15 protein-coding genes are annotated in these 24,078 nt (G+C 67.6%); 9 read left to right on the forward strand and 6 right to left on the reverse strand.

Annotation, left to right across the window (positions count from 1 at the left end; genetic code table 11):
• Nucleotides 1-28: 28 nt before the first annotated feature.
• Entirely contained in the window at nucleotides 29-1,810 is a 1,782-nt protein-coding gene (locus ACEN8G_RS21890) for a vWA domain-containing protein (RefSeq protein ID WP_413414176.1), read from the reverse strand.
• An 83-nt stretch (nucleotides 1,811-1,893) separates the two neighbouring features.
• Between ACEN8G_RS21890 and ACEN8G_RS21895 the strand changes: the two genes are divergently transcribed.
• The gene (locus tag ACEN8G_RS21895; protein WP_413414177.1) at nucleotides 1,894-3,228 is read left to right on the forward strand and encodes an HD-GYP domain-containing protein; all 1,335 of its coding nucleotides are present in this window, start codon (nucleotides 1,894-1,896) and stop codon (nucleotides 3,226-3,228) included.
• Nucleotides 3,229-3,280: 52 nt separating this feature from the next.
• Nucleotides 3,281-3,844, forward strand: coding sequence for a hypothetical protein (locus tag ACEN8G_RS21900; protein ID WP_413414178.1), 564 nt, complete (start codon nucleotides 3,281-3,283; stop codon nucleotides 3,842-3,844).
• Here ACEN8G_RS21900 and purD read toward each other — a convergent pair.
• Nucleotides 3,841-5,103: a phosphoribosylamine--glycine ligase gene (purD, locus tag ACEN8G_RS21905; RefSeq protein WP_413414179.1), complete on the reverse strand. Its 1,263-nt coding sequence runs from the start codon at nucleotides 5,101-5,103 to the stop codon at nucleotides 3,841-3,843. The genes ACEN8G_RS21900 and purD overlap by 4 nt on opposite strands.
• Here purD and xseA point away from each other — a divergent pair.
• The 6 genes from xseA to ACEN8G_RS21935 all read left to right on the forward strand — a co-directional run bounded on the left by xseA (nucleotide 5,102) and on the right by ACEN8G_RS21935 (nucleotide 13,476).
• The gene (gene xseA, locus ACEN8G_RS21910; RefSeq protein ID WP_413740696.1) at nucleotides 5,102-6,478 is read left to right on the forward strand and encodes an exodeoxyribonuclease VII large subunit; all 1,377 of its coding nucleotides are present in this window, start codon (nucleotides 5,102-5,104) and stop codon (nucleotides 6,476-6,478) included. The two genes, purD and xseA, sit on opposite strands and share 2 nt — an antisense overlap.
• A gap of 26 nt (nucleotides 6,479-6,504) precedes the next feature.
• Nucleotides 6,505-6,705, forward strand: coding sequence for a DUF2093 domain-containing protein (locus ACEN8G_RS21915; RefSeq protein WP_413414181.1), 201 nt, complete (start codon nucleotides 6,505-6,507; stop codon nucleotides 6,703-6,705).
• A gap of 13 nt (nucleotides 6,706-6,718) precedes the next feature.
• A complete protein-coding gene (locus ACEN8G_RS21920; protein ID WP_413414182.1) occupies nucleotides 6,719-7,621 on the forward strand; it encodes a M23 family metallopeptidase in 903 nt (300 codons plus the stop codon).
• Nucleotides 7,622-7,887: 266 nt separating this feature from the next.
• Nucleotides 7,888-11,052 (forward strand): TonB-dependent receptor domain-containing protein, encoded by a 3,165-nt coding sequence (locus ACEN8G_RS21925; protein WP_413414183.1) that lies wholly within the window; start codon nucleotides 7,888-7,890, stop codon nucleotides 11,050-11,052.
• A 91-nt stretch (nucleotides 11,053-11,143) separates the two neighbouring features.
• On the forward strand, nucleotides 11,144-13,153 hold the full coding sequence (locus ACEN8G_RS21930; protein ID WP_413414184.1) for a tetratricopeptide repeat-containing sulfotransferase family protein: 2,010 nt from the start codon (nucleotides 11,144-11,146) through the stop codon (nucleotides 13,151-13,153).
• 59 nt (nucleotides 13,154-13,212) lie between these two features.
• Nucleotides 13,213-13,476 (forward strand): hypothetical protein, encoded by a 264-nt coding sequence (locus tag ACEN8G_RS21935; protein ID WP_413414185.1) that lies wholly within the window; start codon nucleotides 13,213-13,215, stop codon nucleotides 13,474-13,476.
• A gap of 52 nt (nucleotides 13,477-13,528) precedes the next feature.
• Here ACEN8G_RS21935 and clpB read toward each other — a convergent pair whose 3' ends face one another.
• The 4 genes from clpB to ACEN8G_RS21955 all read right to left on the reverse strand — a co-directional run bounded on the left by clpB (nucleotide 13,529) and on the right by ACEN8G_RS21955 (nucleotide 21,419).
• A complete protein-coding gene (gene clpB, locus ACEN8G_RS21940) occupies nucleotides 13,529-16,108 on the reverse strand; it encodes an ATP-dependent chaperone ClpB (protein WP_413414186.1) in 2,580 nt (859 codons plus the stop codon).
• Nucleotides 16,109-16,182: 74 nt separating this feature from the next.
• On the reverse strand, nucleotides 16,183-17,613 hold the full coding sequence (locus tag ACEN8G_RS21945) for a DUF4157 domain-containing protein (RefSeq protein ID WP_413414187.1): 1,431 nt from the start codon (nucleotides 17,611-17,613) through the stop codon (nucleotides 16,183-16,185).
• Nucleotides 17,614-17,727: 114 nt separating this feature from the next.
• Nucleotides 17,728-19,602, reverse strand: a complete 1,875-nt coding sequence (locus ACEN8G_RS21950; protein WP_413414188.1) for a DUF4157 domain-containing protein — start codon at nucleotides 19,600-19,602, stop codon at nucleotides 17,728-17,730.
• Nucleotides 19,599-21,419 carry a DUF4157 domain-containing protein gene (locus ACEN8G_RS21955; RefSeq protein ID WP_413414189.1) on the reverse strand — a complete coding sequence of 607 codons (1,821 nt, stop codon included), beginning with the start codon at nucleotides 21,417-21,419 and terminating at the stop codon, nucleotides 19,599-19,601. Before ACEN8G_RS21955 ends, ACEN8G_RS21950 begins: the two co-directional genes overlap by 4 nt.
• A 240-nt stretch (nucleotides 21,420-21,659) precedes the next feature.
• On the opposite strand from ACEN8G_RS21955, the gene ACEN8G_RS21960 reads away from it, so the two are divergent.
• Nucleotides 21,660-24,011 (forward strand): TonB-dependent receptor, encoded by a 2,352-nt coding sequence (locus ACEN8G_RS21960; protein WP_413414190.1) that lies wholly within the window; start codon nucleotides 21,660-21,662, stop codon nucleotides 24,009-24,011.
• Nucleotides 24,012-24,078: the final 67 nt, after the last annotated feature.

The raw sequence follows: 24,078 nt of genomic DNA on the forward strand, positions 1-24,078 counted from the left end.
ATAACGTGGTGCGGCGCAGCGCGACAAGCTAATCGCTGGAACTGCCCGCCGGCTGTCCCGAATCGGCAAGCTTCACCAGCCGGGCGAACTCGCTGCGCCAGTAATTCTGGGAGGCAGGGGCGAGCGCGCCGATCTGGGTGTAGCTGTAGCCGTTCAGATATTTGTCGCCGCGCAGATGCTGGCCGAAGGCGGCGACCGAAGTGACGAAGGCCATGTCGCCGCGCGGCGCGGCGGCGCTGCGCATCAGGCTGGCGGAGACCGGGCGCTCGATCAGCTTCGAGGTCTCGTTACCGGGCAGCTTGTAGCGCAATTTGACGAAGGCCATCTCGTCGCCCTTGCCGGCGGGCATGGCGGTGCGGTCGGCATCGTAGCGTCGCTCCGAGGTCCAGCCATTGGCACCGGCGGGGACGACCTCGTAGAGCGCGGTCACCTGGTGCCCCGCGCCGATATCGCCGGCATCGACGGTGTCGTTGTTGAAATCCTCCTCGGCCAGCGCGCGGTTCTCATAGCCGATCAGGCGGTATTGCTTTACCTGGGCCGGGTTGAACTCGACCTGGACCTTCACGTCCTTGGCGATGGTGAACAGCGTGGCGGAGAGCTCGTCGTCGAGCACCTTGGTCGCCTCCATCGCGCTGTCGATATAGGCATAGTTGCCGTTACCCACGTCTGCGATGCGCTCCATCATCGCCTCATTGTAATTGCCCGTGCCGAAGCCGAGCGTAGTGAGGGTGATGCCGTCGTCGCGGTTCTTCTTGACCAGCGCCTCGAGCGCCGACTTGTCGTTGATGCCGACATTGAAGTCGCCGTCGGTGGCCAGGAAGATGCGGTTGATCCCGCCCTGGACGAAGGTGGCACGGGCGACCGAATAGGCGAGCTTGATCCCGTCGCCGCCCGCGGTGGAGCCGCCGGCCGAGAGGCAGTCGAGCGCCGCCTTCACATATTCCTTCTTGTTGGTCGGCTCGAGCACCATGCCCGCGGCGCCGGCATAGACGACGATCGAGACGCGGTCCCGCGGGGTCAGCCGGTCGGCGAGCTGGGTCAGCGCCTTCTTGACCAGGGGCAGCTTGTCCTGACTCTCCATCGATCCCGAGACATCGACCAGGAAGACCAGATTGGCCGGCGGGCGGCCCTTCGCGTCGACGTCATAGCCGCGCAGGCCGATGCGGAGCAGCCGCGTCTCGGCGTTCCACGGCGTGGTCGAGACATCGGTGGTCACGCTGAACGGCACGTCCCGCGAGCTGGGACGGGGATAGTCGTAGCGGAAATAGTTGATCATCTCCTCGGTGCGCACCGCTTCGGCAGGCACGTCCTGCCCCTGGCTGAGGAAGCGGCGGACATTGGCATAGGCGCCGGTATCGACATCGACCGAGAAGGTGGAGACGGGCTGGTCGGCGACCGACTGGATCGCGGCGACGGCCCGGCCGTCATAGCGCTCGGTATTGCCCGGCGTGCCATAGGGCGCGGGGCCGGCGAGCTTGCTGACGATGCCCTGCGGTGCGCCCATGGCCCGGGTTCGGGTTGCCGAGACGGTCACTTCCTGGCTGGCGGTGGGTGGCGGCGGAGCCATCATCGGGGCCGGCGGCGGCGCAGGCTGAGGCATGGGCGTCGGCATCGGTGGCGCAACCGGCGCATAGCCCATCGGGCGGGGACGGTAGCGGAGGCGATCGGTGTCCCCTTCGCCCCGCACGCAGCGGACGGGCGAATGGCGGTCCTGTGCCGCGGCGGCCGGAGCGACCCTGGGCAAGGGCGGCGGCGCGGCCGAAGTGGTGAGCAGGGCGGTGCAACCGAGCAGCAAGGCGGAACGCGACATGGCAACTCTCCCCTTCAGAGTGCGGCGCGCGAGTCGCTGCGCGCCCATGGGATGGAATGTTGCCCCCGCGCGATGAGCGGCAGATGAACGGATGTAACTTTATATCATTTGCGCCGGCTTACGTACATTCCCCAAGGCCCGGATACCCGGCCTTAACTTCGGGGAAACGGTGCGTTCCTAAGGCTTGTGCCGGGGACTGCGAGAATGGATTGCTGAAACGAATCCCACCAGGAGAGGCAAAGCTCGGCATGTTCATCCACGGCTTCGAAGGCTCGTGGATGGCGCATCCGTTCTGGCGCACGCGGTTCCTGCTGGAACGCCCCGCCGATCTCGCCCTGCTGAAGGCGAGCGACGTGGCCGCCGTGCTGATCGACGTGTCGCGCGGCGTCGCGCCCGATCCCGCCGCAACGCTGCCCGAAGCCGTCGCGGAGCCTGCACGGACCCTCTCTCCCGAGACCTTGCGCGCCGATCGCGAGCATGCCCGCCGGACCATCGCGCACGCCCGCGACGTAGCGCAGGAAATCTATGACAATGCCCAAAACGGCCTGTCGATCGACGCGCGCGATGCCATCCCGGTGGTCGCCGAGATCGCCGAATGCGTCGCCCGCAATCCGGCGATGTTCGTCGACATGGCGCGGCTGAAGACCAAGGACCAATATACCTATCTCCATTCGGTCTCGGTCTGCGGGTTGATGGTCAACCTGGCGCGCGAGATCGGGCTCGACGATGAGACGGTGCGGGCGATGGGGCTGGCGGGCCTGCTCCACGATGTCGGCAAGATGACCGTGCCGGCCGAAATCCTCAACAAGCCGGGCCGGCTGGAGGCGGAGGAGTTCGCGCTGATCAAGCAGCATCCCGAGACCGGGCATGCGATGCTGCACGGCGCCGAGGGCATCAACCAGCAGGCGCTCGACGTGGCGCTGATGCATCATGAGAAGATGGACGGCAGCGGCTATCCCTTCGGGCTGAAGGGCGAGGCGATCAGCCTGGCCGCACGGATGGGCGCGATCTGCGACGTCTATGACGCGCTGACTTCCGATCGGGCCTACAAGGACCGCTGGACGCCGTTGCGGGCGGTGACCGAGATGCATGGCTGGAAGGGTCATTTCGATACCGAGCTGCTCTTCGCCTTCTGCCGCAGCATCGGCGTGGCGCCGACCGGCTGGCTGGTCCGGATGCAGTCCGGGCGGCTGGGCGTGGTCCTGCCAGATGGCACACAGGAGACGCGCAGCAAGATCCGCGCCTTCCATTCGGCGATCACGCGCCGGCCGGTGCCGCTGGAGGACCTGTTCCGCGGACCCGGAGACCGGGTGGTCGGCACCGAGGACCCGGCGCATTGGGGCTTCACCAACTGGGACGCCGCGGTGCGCAGGCTCATCGAGGGCCATGGCGTGCTGCCCGATACGCCCCATTCATGATATCTTGTATCATCCATAAGGTCCGGCTAGGCTTTCCGTGAGGGGGAAAGCCATGCGGCTGCTGCGATGGACGGGCCTTGCGCTTCTGGTGACGGGTGTGGCGGCGGCGATCGCGGGCACGCTCTGGTATCGGCACGACCGGACCGCCGCGCTGGCTGTGGCTTGCAGGATGGGCCTGCCCAATTTCTCCCGCCCGCCGCAGATCAGCGCGGATACCCTCGGCTGCACCATCCTTGGCCCCAGGCAGCGGGTGCGGGGCGTGCTGGTCACCGGCTTCGAGGAATCCAGCCTGCATTCGCCCGACCTGGAGCGCGCGCCGGAGCGGGGCGGGCGCGGCGGCGTCTGGTATGAGGCCAGCGAGACCCGCAAGCTGGATCCTGCGCTCGCCCGCAAGCTGAAGGGGCTGGACTCAGGGGCGGAGGATGCCGTCGCCACGCTCACCGTCGAGGGCTGGGCGACGGTCATGCCGGGGGAATATGGCCATCTCGGCCAATATTCGCGGATCTTCTACGCCGACCGCGTGGTCGCGGTCGATCCGGCGCCCCGGGATTTCCTGCTGCGTCACTTGGTGGTCGAGGCATGCAACCACCCCGACAGCGGGTGCGGCCGCCCCTAGCCTTCGCGCGCCACTTCGCGCCAGCCGATGTCGCGGCGGCTGAAGCCAGTGGGGAAGTCGATCGCATCGACGGCGCGATAGGCTGCTTCCTGCGCTTCCTTCACCGTGTCGCCCAGCGCGGTCACGTTGAGCACGCGGCCGCCGCTGGAAACCAGCGCGTCGCCCTCCATCCGGGTGCCGGCATGGAAGACCTTGGCGCCGGTCGCTTCCGCCTTGTCGATGCCGGCGATCGCGCCGCCGGTCTCGGGCGTGCCGGGATAGCCGTTCGCCGCCATCACCACGGTGAGCGCGGTCTTGGCGGCGAAGGTCGGTGCCGGATGGTTGGCCAGCTCGCCCTTGGCCACGGCGAGCATCAGCTCGAGCAGGTCGCCGGTGAAGCGCAGCATCAGCACCTGGCATTCGGGATCGCCGAAGCGGGCGTTGTACTCGATCAGCTTGGGGCCGGTCGGGGTGAGCATCAGCCCGGCATAGAGAACGCCCGAATAGGGGGTGCCGACCCGGGCCAGCGCTTCGATCGTCGGGCGGACGATCTCGTCGATCGCCTGGGTTTCCAGCTCGGGGGTGAGCACCGGGGCGGGGCTATAGGCGCCCATGCCGCCGGTGTTCGGGCCGGTGTCGCCGTCGCCGACGCGCTTGTGGTCCTGGGCCGAGCCGAACGAGACGAATGCCTCGCCATCGGTCAGCACGAACAGGCTGGCCTCCTCGCCTTCGAGGAACTCCTCGATCACCACGCTGGCGCCGGCCTCGGTGAAGATCGCCTGCACGGCGCCCTCGGCCTCTTCATCCGTGAAGGCGACGGTGACGCCCTTGCCCGCGGCCAGGCCATCGGCCTTGATCACCACCGGCAGGCCGAAATCCTCGAGGCTGGCGAGCGCGCCGTCACGGCTTTCGCAGCGGACATAGCCGGCGGTGGGGATCTTCTCCCGCGCGCACAAATCCTTGGTGAAGCCCTTCGAGCCTTCCAGCTGGGCCGGGGCCTTGTTGGGGCCGAACACGGCAATGCCCATGGTGCGCAGGTTGTCGCCCAGCCCGGCGACCAGCGGCGCCTCGGGCCCGATCACGACGAAGCCGATCGAGTGGCGCAGGCAGAAATCGATCACCGCGCGGTGGTCGTTCACCGCAATGTCGACGATTTCGGCATGCTCGGCTATTCCCGGATTGCCCGGGGCGGCGTAGAGCCGTTCGAGCAGCGGCGATTGCCCGAGCTTCCAGGCCAGAGCATGTTCGCGGCCGCCCGAGCCAAGCAACAGGACATTCATGAGCGACCCCTTCTTCGATACGCCAGCGCGGCTCGTAGCCGAGCCGGTGGCGGGCGACAACGCACCGGCGCTATCGGTCAGCGAATTATCTCTTGCCCTGAAGCGGATGGTCGAGGGCGAGTTCGGCCATGTCCGGCTGCGCGGCGAGATTTCGGGATGGAAGCGGGCGGCGTCGGGCCATGCCTATCTGGCGCTCAAGGATGCCGATGCGGTGATCGACGGGGTGATCTGGCGCGGTGCCGCCAGCGCGATTCCGTTCGCGCCGCAGGACGGGCTGGAAGTGATCGTCACCGGCAAGCTCACCATCTATCCGGGCCGCTCCAAATACCAGATCGTCATCGAGCGGATGGAGCTCGCCGGCGAAGGCGCGCTGATGGCGCTGTTCGAGAAATTGAAGGCCAAGCTGGCGGGCGAGGGGCTGTTCGACCGCGAGCGCAAGCAGCCGCTGCCGTACATGCCCAAGGTGATCGGCGTGGTGACTTCGCCGACCGGCGCGGTGATCCGCGACATCCTCCACCGTCTGGCGGACCGCTTCCCCAGCCATGTGCTGGTCTGGCCGGTCAAGGTGCAGGGCGACGGCGCGGCGCAGGAAGTCGCCAATGCGATCCGCGGCTTCGATGCGCTGGGCGAGGGTGGCGCAGTACCGCGGCCCGACCTGCTGATTGTCGCGCGCGGCGGCGGCTCGATCGAGGACCTCTGGGCGTTCAACGAGGAAGCGGTGGTGCGCGCCGTCGCCGCCTGCCGCATCCCGGTGATCTCGGCGGTGGGCCACGAGACCGATACGAGTCTCTGCGACTATGCCGCCGACCTGCGCGCGCCGACGCCGACCGCTGCGGCCGAGATCGCGGTGCCGGTGCTGGCGGACGTGCGCCATACGGTGGCGACGCTGGCGCACCGTACCGAGCGCTGCGCCCGTCGCTATCACGAGCGCGCCGGCGAGCGGCTGGCGGCGCTGGTCCGGGTGCTGCCGCGCCGCGACGCGCTGCTCGGGCCGCAGCGGCAGAAGATGGACGATCTCGGCGGCCGGCTCGACCGGGCGCTCGAACGGCGCGTCACGGTGACGCGGGGCGTGCTCGATCGCTCGGCCGGCGCGCTGCGCCCGGCGATGCTCGACCACCGGCTGGCCGCGGCGAGGCAGCGGCTGGAGGGGATCGGGCGGCACCTGGAGCTGGTCCACCCCAATCGCCCGCTGGAGAAGGGCTATGCCTGGGTCGAGGCGCGCGGCACGAAGAAGGTGATCGGCACCGCCGAGGGCGCGCGTTCCGCGGGGGCCGTGACGCTCCACTTCATCGACGGTTCGGTGGATGCGCGGGTTGAGCGGCCGGCCGGCAAATCCTATGATGCGCCCAAGCCGGAACAGCCGAGCCTGTTGTAGAAAATGAACGTCCCGAGGATGCCGTCATGCTGATGTCGAACCCCGTCGCCCGCGCGGCGCGTCTCCATTTCATGGCGAACGGCTTCCGCGTGCTGGTGCCGGGCGACCATGTCGTCTGCGCGGTGAGCGGCGAGAAGGTGCCGCTGCCGCTGCTGCGCTACTGGAGCGTGGAGCGGCAGGAGCCCTATGCCTCCGCCGCGCTGGCGATGCAGGCGATGCGCGGTTGAGGGGGCGCCGCTGATGGGACTCGCTGCCCGGCTGCCCGCCGCGATCCTCGGCTTCACCCTGCTGGGCAGCGCGCAGCTGCCCGCCGTGCCGGGCGTCGCGGTGCCCGAGGCGATCGCCGCGCCGATCCCGGCCGCGCCCGATGTCGCCGGGCCCTTCACCTTCCAGGGGCAGCTGATCCAGGGCGGCGCCGTGCTCGGCACCGCGCCCAGGGGAACCAGCCTGCTGACCCTCGACGGGGAGTCGGTACCGGTCACCTCGGACCGCCGTTTCCTGATCGCCTTCGATCGCGATCATGGGCCCTCGGCGACCTTGGTCGCGACGCTGGGCGATGGGACGCAGCAGCGCCAGGTGCTGACGATCGCGCGGCGTGCCTGGGACATTTCCCGGCTCAACACGCTGCCCAAATATCCGGTGCCGCGCCCCGAATTCGATCGCGTGCGGCCCGGCGAGCTCGCCCAGATCAATGTTGCGCGGAAATTGCAGACCGATGCGCAGGGCTGGCGGCAGATGCCTTTCTTCTGGCCGGTGGTCGGCCGCATCTCCACCCTGTTCGGATCGCAGCGCATCTATCGCGGCGAGCCCGGCTCCTATCATTCGGGCATCGACATCGCCCGGCCGACGGGCACGGTAGTGCTCGCGCCTGCCGACGGCGTGGTGATCCTGGCGGCGGCCAGGCCCTTCACGCTCGAGGGCAACCTGCTGATGGTCGACCATGGCGCGGGGCTCAACAGCGCCTTCATGCACCTCTCGCGCATCGATGTGCGGGTGGGCGAGCATGTCCGGCGTGGCCAGCCGATCGGCGCGGTGGGGATGACCGGGCGCGCCACCGGGCCGCACCTGCACTGGAGCCTGAAGTGGCGCGACGCGCGGATCGATCCGCTGCTGGTTGCGGGGGCGATGCCGGTCACCGATTGAGGCGCGAATGTGTCGCGCTGCAACATAAAGAAACATATCTCCGCATTGCTGCGCAATATTCTAATTGTGGCTGTGATATTTCCGCTACAGTCGGCTTGAAAGCGCGCGCAGCATTCCTATGCGCAGTTTACAGTATCAGGCTCTCAATTCACGATCCCGCCAAGCTTCCCGTCCCGACACGTGAGTTGCACACGAATGGACGGCGAAGTGGGTAGACAACGCGGCGGAGTACGCAAGTACAACCGTCGGAACAAAGAGGGATCAACATGAAGAGTACGCAGATCAATCTGCGCGGCGGGACGGCGTTTACGGCGCTGGCTCTCGCAAGCGCGTTTGTGGCCATGCCTGCGATGGCGCAGGACACCGGCAGCACCACCACGGTTCCGGCGGCGACCGCCCAGGACGAGCCGCAGGGCCAGGAAATCATCGTCACCGGCTCGCGCATTCCGCAGCCGAACCTGACCTCGACCGCCCCGGTCACCGTCGTCAGCTCCGAGGACATCAAGCAGCAGGGCACGACCCGTGTCGAGGACATGCTGAACTCGCTGCCGTCGGTCACCGCCAGCCAGGCGAGCTCGCTTTCGAACGGCGCGGACGGCACCGCGACGGTCGATCTTCGTGGTCTCGGCACCAGCCGCACGCTGACCCTGGTCAACGGCCGCCGCCTGATGCCGGGCGACCCCAGCCCGACCAGCGGCTCGGCCGCCGACATCAACATCATCCCGGCGGCGATGGTGAAGCGCGTCGAAGTCCTGACCGGCGGCGCTTCGTCGACCTACGGCGCGGACGCCGTCGCCGGCGTCGTCAACTTCATCCTCGACACCGATTTCGAAGGCTTCCGGGTCGACGGCCAGTACAGCCTCTACCAGCACAACAACCGCAACACGGTCACCCCGAAGCTGCTCGACGCGCGTACCGCTGCGGGCCAGCCGGGCTTCAACTATCCGAAGGGCAACATCTCCGACGGCGGCACCTTCGACGGGACGATCGCGTTCGGCACCTCGCTCGGCGACCGCGGCCATGCGATGGCCTATTTCGGCTACCGCAAGGTCAACGCCGTCACCCAGTCGCGTCGTGACTACAGCGCCTGCACCATCCAGAACGGCGGCACCGGCGCGCTCCAGTGCGGCGGCTCGCTGACTTCGGGCAACGGCACCGCGATCCTGTTCGATCCGACGATCAACACCGCGTCGTCGACCGTCTACACCTTCATGCCGAATGGTGGCTTCGAGAACACCACGACGCGCTTCAACTTCGCGCCGACCAATTATTTCCAGCGGCCGGACGAGCGCTTCACGGGCGGTGCGTTCGTGAACTACGACGTCAGCGACTCGTTCAAGCCGTATCTCGAATTCATGTTCATGGACGATCGCACCGTCGCGCAGATCGCGCCGTCGGGCGATTTCGGCAACACGCTGACCGTCAACTGCGACAACCCGCTGATGTCGGCTGTCCAGCGCGCGAAGATCTGCGCCCCGGGCAACCTGATCAACGGCACGCTCGGCAACTTCCCGCTCGCCGTGGCAGCGCCGTACAACCCGAACCCGGGTGCCGCGCCGCTGACCTATTTCGACCCGATCACCGGCACGCCCTACAACCGTGCCTTCATGCAGCTCCTGCGCCGCAACACCGAGGGTGGCCCGCGTCAGGCGGACCTGCAGCACACCAATTTCCGTGGTGTGATCGGTGCGAAGGGCGACCTGTCGTCGGCATGGAGCTATGACGCTGCCTATCAATATGGCCGGGTCAACTACTCGCAGGTCTATTCGAACGAGTTCTCGGCGGCTCGCCTGGCGCGCGCGCTCGACGTCGTCGACAATCCCAACGTCGCGGGCGTGAACCCGGTCTGCCGCTCGGTGCTCGACGGCACCGATACGGCCTGCGTTCCCTACAATGTCTTCGCGGGCCCGGGCCAGGCCAGCGCGGCGTCGGTCGCCTATCTGAGCGCGACCGGCTTCCAGAAGGGCAACACCACCGAGCAGGTGGCGAACGTCTCGTTCACCGGCGATCTCGGCGAGTATGGCGTGAAGTTCCCCTGGGCCGCTGACGGCATCGGCGTGAACGTCGGTGCGGAATGGCGCCGTTCGTCGCTCGACCTGCAGACCGACAGTGCCTTCCAGACCGGCGACCTGACCGGCCAGGGCGGCGCGACGCTGCCGATCTCGGGCAACTTCCGCGTCTTCGAAGTGTTCGGCGAGGCCCAGGTGCCGATCGTGCAGAACAGCTTCATCGACACGCTGGCGCTGAACGCGGGCTATCGCCACTCCTCGTACAAGACGAGCGGCGGCAACAAGTTCGACACCGATACCTACAAGATCGGCATCGACTTCGCGCCTGTCTCGGACATCCGTCTCCGCGCTACCTATAACCGCGCGGTGCGTGCGCCGAACCTGCAGGAACTGTTCTCGTCCCCGACGGTCGGCCTCAACGGATCGGTCGATCCGTGCGCGGATATCGGTCCGATCTCGGCAACCAACTATGGCTGCCGCGCGCAGGGCATCACCGTGGGCCAGGGCATCACCGGCAACCCGGCGGGCCAGTATAACGGCCTGATCGGCGGCAACGCGAACCTGGATCCGGAAATCGCGACGACCAAGACGCTTGGCCTCGTGTTCCAGCCGAGCTTCGTGCCGAAGCTGGCCATCACCGTCGATTATTTCGACATCAAGGTGAAGAACGCGATCCGTTCGTTCGGCCAGGATGCGATCCTGCAGGACTGCGTCGACAAGGCGACCGCGACCTTCACGCCGGTCTCGTGCTCGCTTGTGCACCGCGACGCGGCAGGCTCGCTGTGGCTGACCCCGGGTGGTTATGTCAGCGATCTGCCGAACAATGTGGGCACGCTGCAGACCAAGGGCATCGAAGTGGGCGCGAGCTACTCGATCGGCCTCGGCTCGCTCGGCAAGCTCTCGCTGAACATGCAGGGCACCTATCTCGACAGCTACAAGATCAACAACGGGCTGAGCGAGACCTATGACTGCGCGGGCTATTATGGCTCGACCTGCAGCATCGGCGGCACCACGGATGCGGGTGCTCCGCTGCCGAAGTGGCGTCACAAGCTGCGTGCCAGCTGGCAGGCCAATGAGAGCATCGGGTTGTCGGCGCAGTGGCGCTATATCGGGGCGATCCAGTCGCAGGCGCGCAGCAGCGATGATGCGCTCAATGCGCCCTTCGTGTTCAACCCGGGCTCGCGCCTGAAGCCGTACAACTACATCGACCTGACCGGCACCTTCAATGTCGGCAAGGCCTATACGTTCCGGCTGGGCGTCAACAACCTGTTCGACCTGGAGCCGCCGCTGGTGACCTCGGGCAACGCCGGCCGCGCCGGTTCGAACCAGTGCCCGACCGGTCCGTGCAACGGCAACACCTATCCCGCGACCTATGATGCGCTCGGCCGCTATCTGTTCGTGGGCGCAACGCTCAACTTCTGATCCTTCCCGGATCGAAGTGATTGGGGGCGGTCGGCAGCTGCCGGCCGCCCTCTCTTGTATCTGCCGTAGCTAGCGGACCATAATCATCGCCATGAACCAGGCTTCCACCGCGGCTCGCACGAGCCGGGAGATTCTTGCCGCCGCGATGCCGCGCGCCCAGGCCGGCGACTTTGCCGGCGCCCAGGCGATCGTCGAGGCCGGGCTGGGCCAGGCCGACGATCCCGCGCCCCTGCACGCCTTTCTCGGCATGGTCTGCGCCCGCCGCGGCGCGCTCGCCGATGCGGCGACGCACCTTGCCGAGGCGCTTCGCCTGCGTCCGGACGACGTCACCATCGCGTGCAACCGCATCGCGGTGGCGATCGACCTCAAGGACCATGAGGCCGCACTCGACGTCGCGACCATGGCCCGTGCCCAGGCCGATCCCAGCCTGCGCATCGCCCGCTACCGCGGCTTTGTCGCGCAGGAGCTCACCCGGTTCGACGAGGCGGCGGAAGCCTATGACTTCGTGCTTGCCCGCGCGCCCGACGATTTCGAGAGCTGGAACAACCTCGGCAATGCGCGCTCGGCCCTCGGCGATTTCGACGGTGCGATCGCCGCGCTCGAACACGCCGTGGCGCTCGACCGCCAGGCCGCGCCGACCCGGCTGAACCATGCGCTGACCCTGCGTGCGGCCGGCCGGGCCGAAGCCGCCGAGGCAGCGCTGCGCGACGCGGCGCGCGACTTCCCTGGCGATGCCCGTCCGCTGCACGAACTCTACATGCTGCTCAAGGAACTGGGCCGCCACGCCGAGGCGCTCGATACGCTCGAAGCCGCTGCCGCGCGCGACGGCGACGACATGGTCGTCCAGCTCAAGCTCGCCATCGAATATGGCCTGGTGATGGAGTCGGACAAGGCGGAGACCGCCTATCGCCGCGTGCTGGCCGGGCGCCCGCAGGAGCAGCTCGCCTATCTCGGCCTGGCGATCCATTACGAGCATGCCAATCGCGAGGACGAGCTGGCGCCGCTCGTCGAGCTGGCACGGGCCAATGCCCTCGACGCGGGGACGTTGAACTTCCTGTCTGCGCTCGAGCATCGCCGCACCAGGCGCTTCGAGGAGGCGCTGGCCTGCCTGGACCAGGTGCCCGGGGATATCGAGCCGGAGCGCACCGCGCATCTGCGCGCGACCTTGCTCGATCGCCTCGGACGCAGCGACGAGGCCTTTGCCTGGATCGAGGAAGCCGGCCGGCGCCATGCCGCGCACGTCTCCGATCCGCTCGGCCGTGCCGCCGAACTGCGTGCCGAGGTGCGCGACGAGATCGGGCGGATGACGCCGGAATGGGCACGAAGCTGGACTCCGGACGCCGCGCCGGCAGCCGCGACGCCGGTATTCCTGCTCGGCTTCCCGCGTTCGGGCACGACGTTGCTCGACACGATATTGATGGGGCATCCCGGGACGGTGGTGCTCGAGGAGAAGCCGACGCTGCTGGTGGTGGACCAGGAGATCGGCGGCTTCGATGCGCTCGCGACGATGGATGCCGGTGCGATCGAAGCGGCGCGTACCCGCTATTTCGAGGAGGTCGCGCGCCATGTCGATCTGGCCGCGGGGCAGATGCTGGTCGATAAGTCGCCGCTCTATCTCTACAAGCTGCCGCTGATCCGCCGCCTGTTCCCGGAGGCGCGCATCATCCTGTCGCTGCGCCACCCGTGCGACGTGCTGCTCAGCTGCCTGATGAGCAATTTCCGCCTGAACCGTGCGATGTCCAACTTCCTGCGGCCCGAGGATGCGGCGGCGCTCTACGATCTGAGCTTCCGGCACTGGGAAGCGGCGCAGGCGCTGTTCGACATGCCGGTGCACCGGATCGTCTATGAGCAGCTCGTCGCCGATGTCGAAGCGGAGGTTAGGCCGCTGTTCGACTGGCTGGGGCTCGACTGGCATGCGGAGGCACTCGATCACACGCGCACCGCGCGGTCGCGCGGGCTGATCACCACCGCCAGCTACTCGCAGGTCACCGAGCCGATCTACACCCGCTCGGCAGGGCGCTGGCAGGCCTATCGCGAGCATCTTCGCCCGGTGCTGCCGATCCTCGCGCCATGGGTGGAACGCTTCGGCTATTCACTGTAGTATTCGACCGATACACGGCCGGGAATCCAGCGGCCGCAGTCTTGTTGGGAGTGGTTGCAATGATCCGTTCTGCCTTGATCGCCTGCACGGTCGCCGTGGCGCTGTCCGGCTTCTCGCCGATTTCCGCCCAGGAAAAGCCGAAGAAGGACGGCACCCCCGATCCGAACGAAGTGATCTGCCGCAAGGAACCGGTGTTGGGCAGCCGGCTCCAGTCCCGCAAGACCTGCATGACGCGCGCCCAATGGGCGGAGCAGCGCATGCTCGACCGGCAGAATATCGAGCGCGCCCAGGTCGGCGGCTGCCAGAAGCAGGGCGGCTGCTGATTCCCGCCCGCGGCTGACGAAGGGGTAGCCCCGTGGCCACCCCTTCGCCGGATCAGGCGACGCGGAGCTTCAGCGCGCCGTCGCCCTCGTCGATAGCGACGGTCGATCCGTCCTTCACCTCGCCGCGCAGGATCATGTCCGCCAGGGGATCCTGCAGATAGCGCTGGACCGCCCTTTTGAGGGGCCGCGCGCCATAGACCGGGTCATAGCCGACCCGGCCCAGCCAGGCGCGGGCGGCGTCGGTCAGGTCGATGGCGATCTTGCGATCCTTGAGCAGCTTGCCGACGCGGCCGACCTGGATGTCGACGATCGGCGCCATATGCTCGGCGCCCAGCCGGTGGAACAGGATGATCTCGTCCAGCCGGTTGAGGAATTCCGGGCGGAAATGCGCGCGGACGACTTCCATCACCTGCGGCTCGACGCTCTCGACCGGCTGACCCTCGCCCAGATTGGTGAGGAACTGCGAGCCGAGGTTCGAGGTCAGGATCACGATCGTGTTCGAGAAGTCGACCGTGCGGCCCTGGCCATCGGTCAGGCGGCCGTCGTCGAGCACCTGGAGCAGGATGTTGAACACGTCGCCATGCGCCTTCTCGACCTCGTCGAACAGCACGACCTGGTAGGGTCGCCGCCGCACCGCTTCGGTCAGCACGCCGCCTTCCTCGTAACCGACATAGCCGGGAGGGGCGCCGATCAGCCGCGCGACCGCGTGCTTCTCCATGAACTCGCTCATGTCGATGCGCACCATCGCGTTGGGATCGTCGAACAGGAACTCGGCCAGCGCCTTGGTCAGCTCGGTCTTGCCGACGCCCGTCGGTCCGAGGAACAGGAACGAGCCGAGCGGCCGGTTCGGATCCTGCAGGCCGGCGCGCGACCGGCGCACCGCGGTCGACACGGCCTTCACCGCATCGGCCTGGCCGATCACGCGCTTGCCGATCACTTCCTCCATGGCGAGGAGCTTCTCGCGCTCGCCCTCGAGCATCTTGTCGACCGGGATGCCGGTCCAGCGGCTGACCACCGCGGCGATGTCGTCGGCGGTGACTTCCTCGCGCAGCATCGCGCCCTTGGTGGTGTTCTGTGCCTCGGCCAGCTGCTTCTCCAGCGCGGGGATCGCGCCATAGCTCAGCTCGGCCATCTTCGCGAGATCGCCGGCACGCTGTGCCTGGTCGAGCTCGCCGCGTGCGGCGTCGAGCTGCGCCTTGATCTGCGCCTCGGCGTTGATCTTGTCCTTCTCCGCCTGCCAGCGCGCGGTCAGCTCGGCCGATTGCTGCTTGAGATTGGCGAGCTCGCCCTCGAGCGTGGCGAGCCGGTCCTTCGACGCCGAATCGGTCTCCTTGCGCAGCGCCTCGCGCTCGATCTCGAGCTGCATGATCCGTCGATCGAGATTCTCGATCTCCTCGGGCTTGGATTCGACCTCCATGCGGATCCGGCTGGCGGCCTCGTCCATCAGGTCGATCGCCTTGTCGGGCAGGAAGCGGTCGGTGATGTAACGGTTGGACAGCGTCGCGGCGGCAACGATCGCGCCGTCGCTGATCCGCACGCCGTGGTGCAGATCGTACTTCTCCTTGATCCCGCGCAGGATGGAGATCGTGTCCTCGACCGTGGGCTCGCCGACGAACACCGGCTGGAAGCGGCGCTGGAGCGCGGCGTCCTTCTCGACGTACTTGCGATACTCGTCGAGGGTCGTGGCACCGATGCAGTGCAGCTCGCCGCGGGCAAGCGCGGGCTTGAGCAGGTTGCCGGCGTCCATCGCGCCCTCGGTCTTGCCCGCGCCGATCAGCGTGTGCATCTCGTCGATGAACAGGACGATCTGGCCCTCGGCGCCCTTCACCTCGTCGAGCACGCCCTTCAGCCGCTCCTCGAACTCGCCGCGATATTTCGCGCCGGCGATGAGCGAGCCCATGTCGAGCGACATGAGCGTGCGGTCCTTGAGATTGTCGGGCACGTCGCCATTGGCGATGCGCAGGGCGAGGCCTTCCGCGATCGCGGTCTTGCCGACGCCCGGCTCGCCGATCAGCACCGGATTGTTCTTGGTGCGGCGCGCGAGGATCTGGATGGTGCGGCGGATCTCCTCGTCGCGGCCGATCACCGGATCGAGCTTGCCGTCCCGCGCCGCCTGGGTGAGGTCGCGCGCGAACTTCTTGAGCGCGTCATAGCGGTCCTCGGCACCGGCAGTGTCCGCGGTGCGGCCACCACGCAGCTGGTTGATAGCGGCATTGAGCGCCTCGGGCCGCGTGCCGGCGGCCTGCAGCGCCTTGCCCGCAGCGGTGTTGAGCGAGAGGGCAAGCGCGACGAGCAGCCGCTCGACGGTGACGAAGCTGTCGCCGGCCTTCTGGGCGATCTGCTCGGCCTGGTCGAGCACGCGCACCGTGTCATTGTCGAGGCCCGGCGTCTGCTGCGCGCCCGAGCCGGAGACGGCGGGAATCTTGGACAGCGCCAGGTCGGTCTCGCCGAGCGCGCGCTTGGCGTCGCCGCCGGCTGCCTGGATCAGCCCGCTCGCCATGCCCTGCTCGTCCTCGAGCAGCGCCTTCAGGATATGTTCGGGGGCGATCCGCTGGTGGTTCATCCGGATCGCGACGGTCTGCGCCGACTGGAGGAACCCCTTGGCGCGGTCGGTGAATTTCTCGAGGTTCATGCTGGCCCCTTGTTTCGGTCAGGGCAATGTAGTGTTGCCATTGTGCAACACAAGGAGGAGGGCGCGCGCGATGGCTATTGGCTCGCGTTGGGCAGCACCGTCGTCAGCGCATTGCCGGAGACCGCGATCTGATAGCCCGGGTCGATCGTGCCGCCATGCCCAGTCGCGCCCGAGCGGGAGGCGAGCCGGGCGATGCGCAGGATGCGTGCCGCTGCCTGAGGGTGATTGGCGATATAGACGTTGGTGAGTGCGCGTGCCGCCTCGAAATAGCCATGCGCGGGATGGTTCACGTCGCGCGTCAGGTCTCCTGGCGGCCGGTTGACGAAATAATCGCGCAGCAGCTGCATGTTGCCCTGGTCGTGCGGAGTTGCCGGGCCGACGATCGTGACGCCGTCGCCGCTGATGTGCAGGCCGCCCGGGGCTGCCACCTGGAGCGCGTGCAGGTCGTGGAGATGCTCGTCGTTGAGCCGCGCATCCCAGGTGTTGATCGGTGCGGCACCGGCGCTGCCGATTCCGGGGCCGCCTGCCTGCTTGCGCACGGCGCGGGCGGCGTTGGCGGTGGCGTGCTCGGTGGGGTCGCCGAGCCGCGCGCTCAAATTCTCGATCACCGATTTCGATGCGGCGCCGCCGAGCGGGTTCATGTTGATCCGGTGCACCCCATGCAGATTGGCGTCTATCCAGCGCAGCACGGCGGGAAAGAGGTGCGTGGCCACGCCGGCATTACCGGCGCCGCCCGCTGCCGCGGTGTGCAGCGTGAGTTCGCTGTCGTCATAGACGAGCGGTGGCTGGTTACCATGCTGGTCCGCTGCACCCATCGGCTGAACACCCGTGCGATCCATCGTGATCGAGCCGACGGCATGCCACGCATCGTTCTGATAGGCATGCAGGGTGATCCGGCGATGCGTGACCTGGCCATTGCCGTCGCGCGTCAGCTGCATCGTCGTCTTGGCTTCCCACGTGTCGATCGCGTTGCAGGCCTGTTCGTTCTGCAACGTCCCCTTGTAGGTGAGCCAGCGCGGGCCGGCCATGAATTTGAAACCCTGGACGACAGGTGCCGCGGGCGCGGTCTGGGCGGCACGCATCGGCGCCATCGACGCCGGCGCCGCAAGCGCGCGTGCTCCCATCGTATCGGCCTCGCGCTCAAGCCCCGCATCGTCGTTCACCGCCGTGCCGTCGCCGGTATGCGCGGTCGGGCGAACGCGCCCCTGCATCTGCTGGATGACGTGCCATGCCTCATGCGGCAGGTGGCTCTCGCGGCCCGGCGCGAGATGGATGTCGCGGCCATGGGCGTAGGCTTCGGCATCAATATGTGCCGGCATCGACGAGTTGCGGTGGACGCGCACGGCGTCGAGCGACAGGCCGGACATCGCCTCGATGCCATGCTTCAGTCCGTCGGGCAGGCCGGTTCGGTTGGCGCCGGGCGAGGCCTTGCGCTGGATGCAGCTGCCATGCGCTGCGGCATAGCTGGCGACGGTTTCCGGCGGTGCCGCGATCGCTGCTCTCACGGTCCGGAATGCGGACGCGCGTTGTGCCACCGGCAGTGGCTCTCCCATCGGCTTGCGCGCATCGAGCGCGATTGCTGCCGGTTTGGGAGCAGGCGGGACGCGCGCGGGCATCAGCTACGTATCCGTCCCGCCGACGGGCTTGCCGTGCGCTGCCTGGACATAGTCCCAAACGGCGAGCCCATCGCGGACCAGCGACTGGGCGGTGGTCATGCCGAGGTCGCGCAGCTCGAAGATCGGCCGGTCGCGGATCGGCGTTTTGCGCCGGGCGTAACCGAGCGCCGTCGCCGCCGCCCCGGTCGCGGCGATGCTGCCGCCTACGCCGGTTGTCAGGCCGGCGGCGATGCCGACGCCCATTGCCGCTATCCCCGCGGCCATCAGCAAATAACCGCGATAATTGTCCTCATAGCGACTGGCATCCATCAGTCCGCCATAGCTGCCGAGCGATTCGAGCTCCTGCGCGGCCTTTTCGTGCGTGGCGCCGTGCCGCGTCTCGAAATCGCGCGCGGTAAGCCGGTCCTCGCCGTGCGCGAGGCCCTGGATCCAGTCGTGTCGCGACAGATTGTCCGAAAGGAAGTCGGTGTGCGCCGTGCGTTTCTTGAATGCGCCCCGCGGGAAGACCGGTGAGGTGTCGTGGCTGCCGATCTCTTCCGTTCCCATGGAGAGATGCAGGATCCGAAGCACCGTGTCGGTCCATTGGGTGGGATGGGTCTGAATCGCGTGGAGCTGATTTGGCGGCAGCATGCGCATCACCGTGACGTAATCCGATCGCGCGAGTATCGGGGCGGACGCAGCCTTGGCATAGTCGAGCGGCGACGATGCGGCATTCATCGGGATGTGGATGATCAGGCTGATCACCGCGCAGAGATTGTCGATATTCTCGTCCGGGCCGAGCCCAAGCGCTTCGCGAATCTCGCCTTTCCGGCTGTCGACATCGTGAGTGACGAGTTGCGCCGACCCGCCGGTTCCGAGCACGTCCTTGGTCGCAAAGAGCGTTTCCTCGTCAAGTTCCTCGCGCGCGTCGGGCTGGAACTGCTCGAGCGCCGCGCCGGTGCGGACCGAACGCAGCGCGTCGAGCGAAAGTCCGACGCTCGCCTGGAATTGCGCGAGGTTGCTGGACATGGACGAGCGGATCAGCATGCCCTTCGGCCGGGAAGGGATCGGCTGAACCTTGGATGATTCGATCGCGGTCCATTCCTTCGAGATCGCGGTCAGACGTCGCCGCGCATCCTCGCGGCCGCCGGGGTCGATATCGTCGATCGGGCCGGTGCGGAATTCGAGGTCGAACCCGGCCTCGGTTTCGTCGGCCGACGCATCCCAACCCTTGCCCTTCCAGAGCTGGAGCCCCTTCTTGAGCGCGACGGTGGCATTTGGCCCAGGCTTGACCCGGATCATGCCTATCTCGACCTCGTAGCCGATTGCACGCTGAACCACCACAGGCCCGGCCGTGCGAAGTTGCACCGGAGACGCGACCGGAGCAGGGCCGGGGCCGCGCATCGCCCGCGACCCCATGCGGTCCGCCTCATGTTCCAGCCCGGCATCGTCGTTGATCGCGGTGCCGCCGAGCGCCGTGGTGGGGCGCACCCGGCCCTGCTTCTGCTGGATGACGTGCCAGGCCTCGTGAGGCAGATGGCGCTCCTGGCCCGGCCCGAGATGGATGTCGTTGCCCTGGGTATGGGCGAGCGCCTGGAGCTGGGCCGGCCGGGCTGAATTGCGGTGGACGCGGACATCGTCGAGCGCGATGCCCGATAGCGCTTCAATGCCGTTCTTCAGGTGGTCGGGAAGGCCGGTGCGGTTGGCGGCACGGGCGGCGCAATCCGCGCGCGATCGCGCAAATGCCGCCACTGCCCCTCCCGGCTCGGTGGCGCGGAACTGGAGCGGTGTCCCGGCCGTACCCGGCTGGCCCGAACGGAATTGCGGCGGCAGCGGGCTTGCGCGGGTCGGGCCGGGGGTTGGCGCCGCGCGCGGCCGCTCGGGCAGCGCATGTCTCATTGATAGAATACCCCCAGCGGCATGGTGTGCTGGAAGTGGTCGCCGCCGGTATGGTAGATCGTCAGCGTCGGCGGGACGCCGATGATCGTCTCGTTCAGCGCACCGCTGCCGACGGGATAGCGGACCAGTATCTGGTTGTTGATCCCCAGCACCTGCCGGATCACGCCGACCGCGTTCGGGGTCGCCACCATCATCTCGCCGACATTGTTGAGATTTAAGCGGATGCTGAGCAGCTCCATCAGCGTGGCGGTGCGTCCGTGCGCGGCCAGGCAGATCGCGTTGATCAGGCAGTTGTTCTGCCACAGCGCCGCGCGGCCCTGCAGCTCCTTCTTGGCCTTGTCGGTCTCGCTGCGCAGCGCCTTGCGCTGGTCCTTCGAGCCGCCCTTTCGCGCCGGCAGGAAGGTTGAGGTGGTCTTGCTGCCGAAGATCGCGTGGAACGTCGTCTCGCCGCGCGCCCGGGCACGCAGCTGCTGGATGAAGTCGCGTTCGGTGCGCCGCGAGTTGAACTCCGTGCGCATCGGGTCGGAGAGTAGCGCGACCGAGAGCAACCCGCCCAGCGCGGCCTTTTGCCGGCTGGTCAGGTCGCTGAACTTCATCGTCTCGTCGTCGTTGAGGAAGGTCAGGATGTCGCGCGCCCGCGACTTCTTGTCCTCCTCGTCCTCCTCGTCGTCGGAAAGCTCGTCGGCCCAGTCGTCATAGTCCTTGCCGACCTTCTTGTGCTTCTTGCCATAGTCGCCGCCGCGATAGCCGATCATGCCCTGGGGCTGCTTGGTCGTCTCCTCGGGCGTGTCGAAGGCCTCGCCCCCGCGCGACATGGTCTTGCTGCCGAACGGATAATGAAGCCGCAGCGTGCGCGGGATGACGCGGTAGCTGTTCCGGATCATCATCAGCGCGGTGCGCACGCTCACATTGTTGGCGCGGGCGATGTCGGCGATGTTGAACTCGCCGTCGCTCGTCGAGACGCGGGCGTTGCTGTAGGTGAGCGCGCTCGTCCCGCTCATGTCCTCGTCGTCTTCGTCGCTCGAATCCTCCACGTCCGAATCCGTGCCGGAATCCGATTCGTCCGACGATTCCTCCATGTCGCTGACGCGCCGATGGATGTTGCGCTGGCCGCGGACCAGGCCGACGTCGAACAGGTACCAGCCGCCGCCGCGTATTTCCTCGAGCTCGCCTTCCTGGCGGACCCCGTCGACCGTCGTCACCTCGAAGGATTCGCCGATGTCGTCCTCGTCCACCGGGATGCACTGGGCGATTCCGGCTGGGGCCGGGGCGGCGGCGAGCGGTTCCGCATTCCCGGGCAGCGGCGCGCGTGCCGCGCGCGCGCCCATCGCGTCCGCCTCGTTCTCCAGCGCGCCGTCGTCGTTCACCGGCACATTGCCGGCCCGCATCGTCGCGCCGACTCGTCCCTGCTTCTGCTGCACGACGTGCCAGGCCTCGTGCGGCAGGTGCCGCTCCTTGCCGGGGGCGAGGTGGATATCGTTCCCCTGGGCGAACGCATGCGCCTGCAGCCGGGCCGGCTGCGACGAATTGCGGTGGACGCGGACATCGTCGAGCGCGATGCCCGAAAGCGTCTCGATCCCGTTCTTCAGGCCGTCGGGCAGGCCGGTGCGGTTGGGCCCCGCGGCGGCACGTGCCACCCCCGAAGCGTGCGAGCGGGCATAGTCGGCGACACTCTCCCGGCGGGGGCCGGTCTGCGCGGCGACCGCCGCCGGATGCAGCGCCGAAAGCTGGGCGATCGGCTGTGTGGCAGGGGCCGGATTGCGCAGCTGCTCCTGGCGGGCGGACGGGCCGGGCTTGGCGTGCAGGCGGGCATGCATCCGCTTCCTCCTCCGCGGGCCGTCTCGGCGCGAGTATGGCGCAGGCCGCCGCAAAGCGGAACGACGATTAGCTTCGTTATGGCGGTTGCCGCTACGGCACTCGTTGCGTGTCCGAAACCTGTAACTTCACGGTCGCGCAACTGCCATCATCGCTACGCGATGTTGCAACGCACAAATCCTAGCCCCTCGCCGCCGGGCACAGTGCCCGAGCCGATAATATCCCGGGGGGAACCACGCCCAATGCGCACGCTTTCCATTCTGCTCGCCGGCACTTCGATGCTGGTTTCCGGAGCCGCCTTCGCGCAGGACGCGCAGACGGTCGCGCCGGCTCCTGCCGCCGACGAGGGCTCGTCGGAGGGCCAGATCGTCGTGATCGGCCGCGGCGAGACTCGCCAGGTCCAGCAGCTGTCGAGCAGCGACATCGCCGAGCTCGCCGCGGGCACCAGCCCGCTCAAGGCGATCGAGAAGCTGCCCAGCGTCAACTTCACCGCGGCGGATCCCTTCGGCGCCTATGAATGGGCCGAGCGCGTCTCGATCCGCAGCTTCAACCAGAACCAGCTGGGCTTCACGCTCGACGGCATCCCGCTCGGCGACGCCAGCTATGGCAATGTCAACGGCCTGCACATCAGCCGCGCGATCACCAGCGAGAATGTCGGCGAGGTCCGCGTCTCGCAGGGCGCCGGGTCGCTCGGCACCCAGGCGACCAACAATCTCGGCGGCACGCTCGAATTCACCTCGCGCGAGCCGTCGGACCGCTTCGGCGTGCATGCCGAGGGCACCTATGGCACCGAGAACACCGTGCGCCTGTTCGGCCGGCTCGAGACCGGCGACATCGGCGCCGGCGTGAAGGGCTATGTGTCCTATGTCTATTCGGACCTGGACAAGTGGAAGGGCTGGGGCTCGCAGCGCACCAACCAGGTCAACGCCAAGCTCGTCGCGCCGATGAGCGACGCGATCCGCTGGGTTGCCACGCTGAGCTATTCGGACCGTCGCGAGAACGACTATCAGGACCTGTCGCTCGGCATGATCAAGCGGCTGGGCTATAACTGGGACAATATCTCGAACGACTATGCGCTGGCAGTGCGCCTGGCCGACATCGCCAACAATATCGACAATGTGAACAACAGCACCGGCGCGGCGGGTGCCGACGGCCTGTCGGACATCACCGGCCTGGCGCCGAGCAACCCGGCCGCCGGCACCGCCTTCCCGGCGCCGTTCCAGACGATCGACGACGCCTATTACGACGCCGCCGGCCTGCGCCGCGACTGGCTGGGCTCGCTCGGGCTCGACGGCGAGAGCGGCGGCGTGCGCTATGAGCTCAAGGCCTATTACCACAACAACCACGGCCAGGGCCTGTGGTACACGCCCTATGTCGGCAGCCCGGGCGCCGGCGCCTCGCCGATCTCGATCCGCACCACCGAGTACGACATCGATCGCAAGGGCATCTTCGGCAATGTCGGCGGCGAGCTGGGCTCGCACAACGACCTGACCGTCGGCTTCTGGTACGAGCGGAACGACTTCCGGCAGGCGCGCCGCTTCTACGCCCTGTCGAGCCGCACCACGGTGACCCGCGACAGCCTCGACTTCCAGTCGGACCCCTTCGCGACCCAGTGGGACTACAACTACACCACCGACACCTTCCAATATTATGTCCAGGACAAGCTGACCTTCGGCGACCTCACGCTGAATCTCGGCTGGAAGGGCTTCAAGGTGAAGAACGCGGCCGATCCGAACGTCGCCGGCAGCCTCGCCCGCGGCAAGATCGACGCCACCGACTGGTTCCAGCCGAGCGCGGGCTTCAACTATCGCCTGGGCGCCGGCGCCGAGCTGTTCGGCGGCTTCACCCAGGTAAGCCGCGCCTTCGTCGCCTCGGCCACCACCGGCCCGTTCGCGACCACCCAGGCCGGCTTCAACGCGCTGCTCTCGGGCGCGACCAAGCTCAAGCCCGAGCAGTCGGACACCTATGAGCTGGGCGGCCGCTTCCGCTCGGGCCCGTTCACCGGCTCGCTGGCGGGCTATTACGTCAACTTCCGCAACCGCCTGCTCGGCGTCACCACCGGCGCCGGCATCGTCGGCAATCCGGTGACGCTGCAGAATGTCGGCGACGTGCGCGCGCTCGGCTTCGAGGCGACCGGCGACCTCAAGCTGCCGGCCGGCTTCGGCGCCTTCGTGTCGTACAGCTACAACGACTCGACCTATCGCGACGACGTCCGCAACGCGGCCGGCGCGCTGCTCGCGGCGACCAAGGGCAAGACCGTGGTCGATGCGCCCAAGCACCTGCTCAAGGGCGAGCTGACCTTCGATCATGCCGGCTTCAACGCCCGCCTCGGCGCCAATTACATGAGCAAGCGCTACTTCACCTACACCAACGACCAGTCGGTGGGTGGCCGGGTGCTGGTCGACGCCACGCTCGGCTACAAGTTCGATCTGGGCGATCGCACGCTGGAGATCCAGGCCAACGCGACCAACCTGTTCGACAAGAAGTATGTCTCGACGATCGGCACGAACGGCTTCGGCAATTCGGGCGACAACATGACGCTGATGGTCGGCGCGCCGCAGCAGTTCTTCGTGACGCTGAAGGCGGGTTTCTAAGCCGTACCTCCCCACGGACGGCAGGGGAGGAAAGGGGAAGGGCCGGGGCGAAAGCTCCGGCCTTTTT

Source organism: Sphingomonas sp. Sphisp66 (assembly GCF_047324325.1).
Taxonomy (GTDB): domain Bacteria; phylum Pseudomonadota; class Alphaproteobacteria; order Sphingomonadales; family Sphingomonadaceae; genus Sphingomonas.

Bases quoted from the DNA above. Each gene is read 5' to 3' on its own strand.
- ACEN8G_RS21890 (WP_413414176.1), bottom strand. From the start codon at position 1,810: ATGTCGCGTTCCGCCTTGCTGCTCGGTTGCACCGCCCTGCTCACCACT.
- ACEN8G_RS21895 (WP_413414177.1), top strand. From the start codon at position 1,894: ATGAACGGATGTAACTTTATATCATTTGCGCCGGCTTACGTACATTCC.
- ACEN8G_RS21900 (WP_413414178.1), top strand. From the start codon at position 3,281: ATGCGGCTGCTGCGATGGACGGGCCTTGCGCTTCTGGTGACGGGTGTG.
- xseA (WP_413740696.1), top strand. From the start codon at position 5,102: ATGAGCGACCCCTTCTTCGATACGCCAGCGCGGCTCGTAGCCGAGCCG.
- purD (WP_413414179.1), bottom strand. From the start codon at position 5,103: ATGAATGTCCTGTTGCTTGGCTCGGGCGGCCGCGAACATGCTCTGGCC.
- ACEN8G_RS21915 (WP_413414181.1), top strand. From the start codon at position 6,505: ATGCTGATGTCGAACCCCGTCGCCCGCGCGGCGCGTCTCCATTTCATG.
- ACEN8G_RS21920 (WP_413414182.1), top strand. From the start codon at position 6,719: ATGGGACTCGCTGCCCGGCTGCCCGCCGCGATCCTCGGCTTCACCCTG.
- ACEN8G_RS21925 (WP_413414183.1), top strand. From the start codon at position 7,888: ATGAAGAGTACGCAGATCAATCTGCGCGGCGGGACGGCGTTTACGGCG.
- ACEN8G_RS21930 (WP_413414184.1), top strand. From the start codon at position 11,144: ATGAACCAGGCTTCCACCGCGGCTCGCACGAGCCGGGAGATTCTTGCC.
- ACEN8G_RS21935 (WP_413414185.1), top strand. From the start codon at position 13,213: ATGATCCGTTCTGCCTTGATCGCCTGCACGGTCGCCGTGGCGCTGTCC.
- clpB (WP_413414186.1), bottom strand. From the start codon at position 16,108: ATGAACCTCGAGAAATTCACCGACCGCGCCAAGGGGTTCCTCCAGTCG.
- ACEN8G_RS21950 (WP_413414188.1), bottom strand. From the start codon at position 19,602: ATGAGACATGCGCTGCCCGAGCGGCCGCGCGCGGCGCCAACCCCCGGC.
- ACEN8G_RS21955 (WP_413414189.1), bottom strand. From the start codon at position 21,419: ATGCATGCCCGCCTGCACGCCAAGCCCGGCCCGTCCGCCCGCCAGGAG.
- ACEN8G_RS21960 (WP_413414190.1), top strand. From the start codon at position 21,660: ATGCGCACGCTTTCCATTCTGCTCGCCGGCACTTCGATGCTGGTTTCC.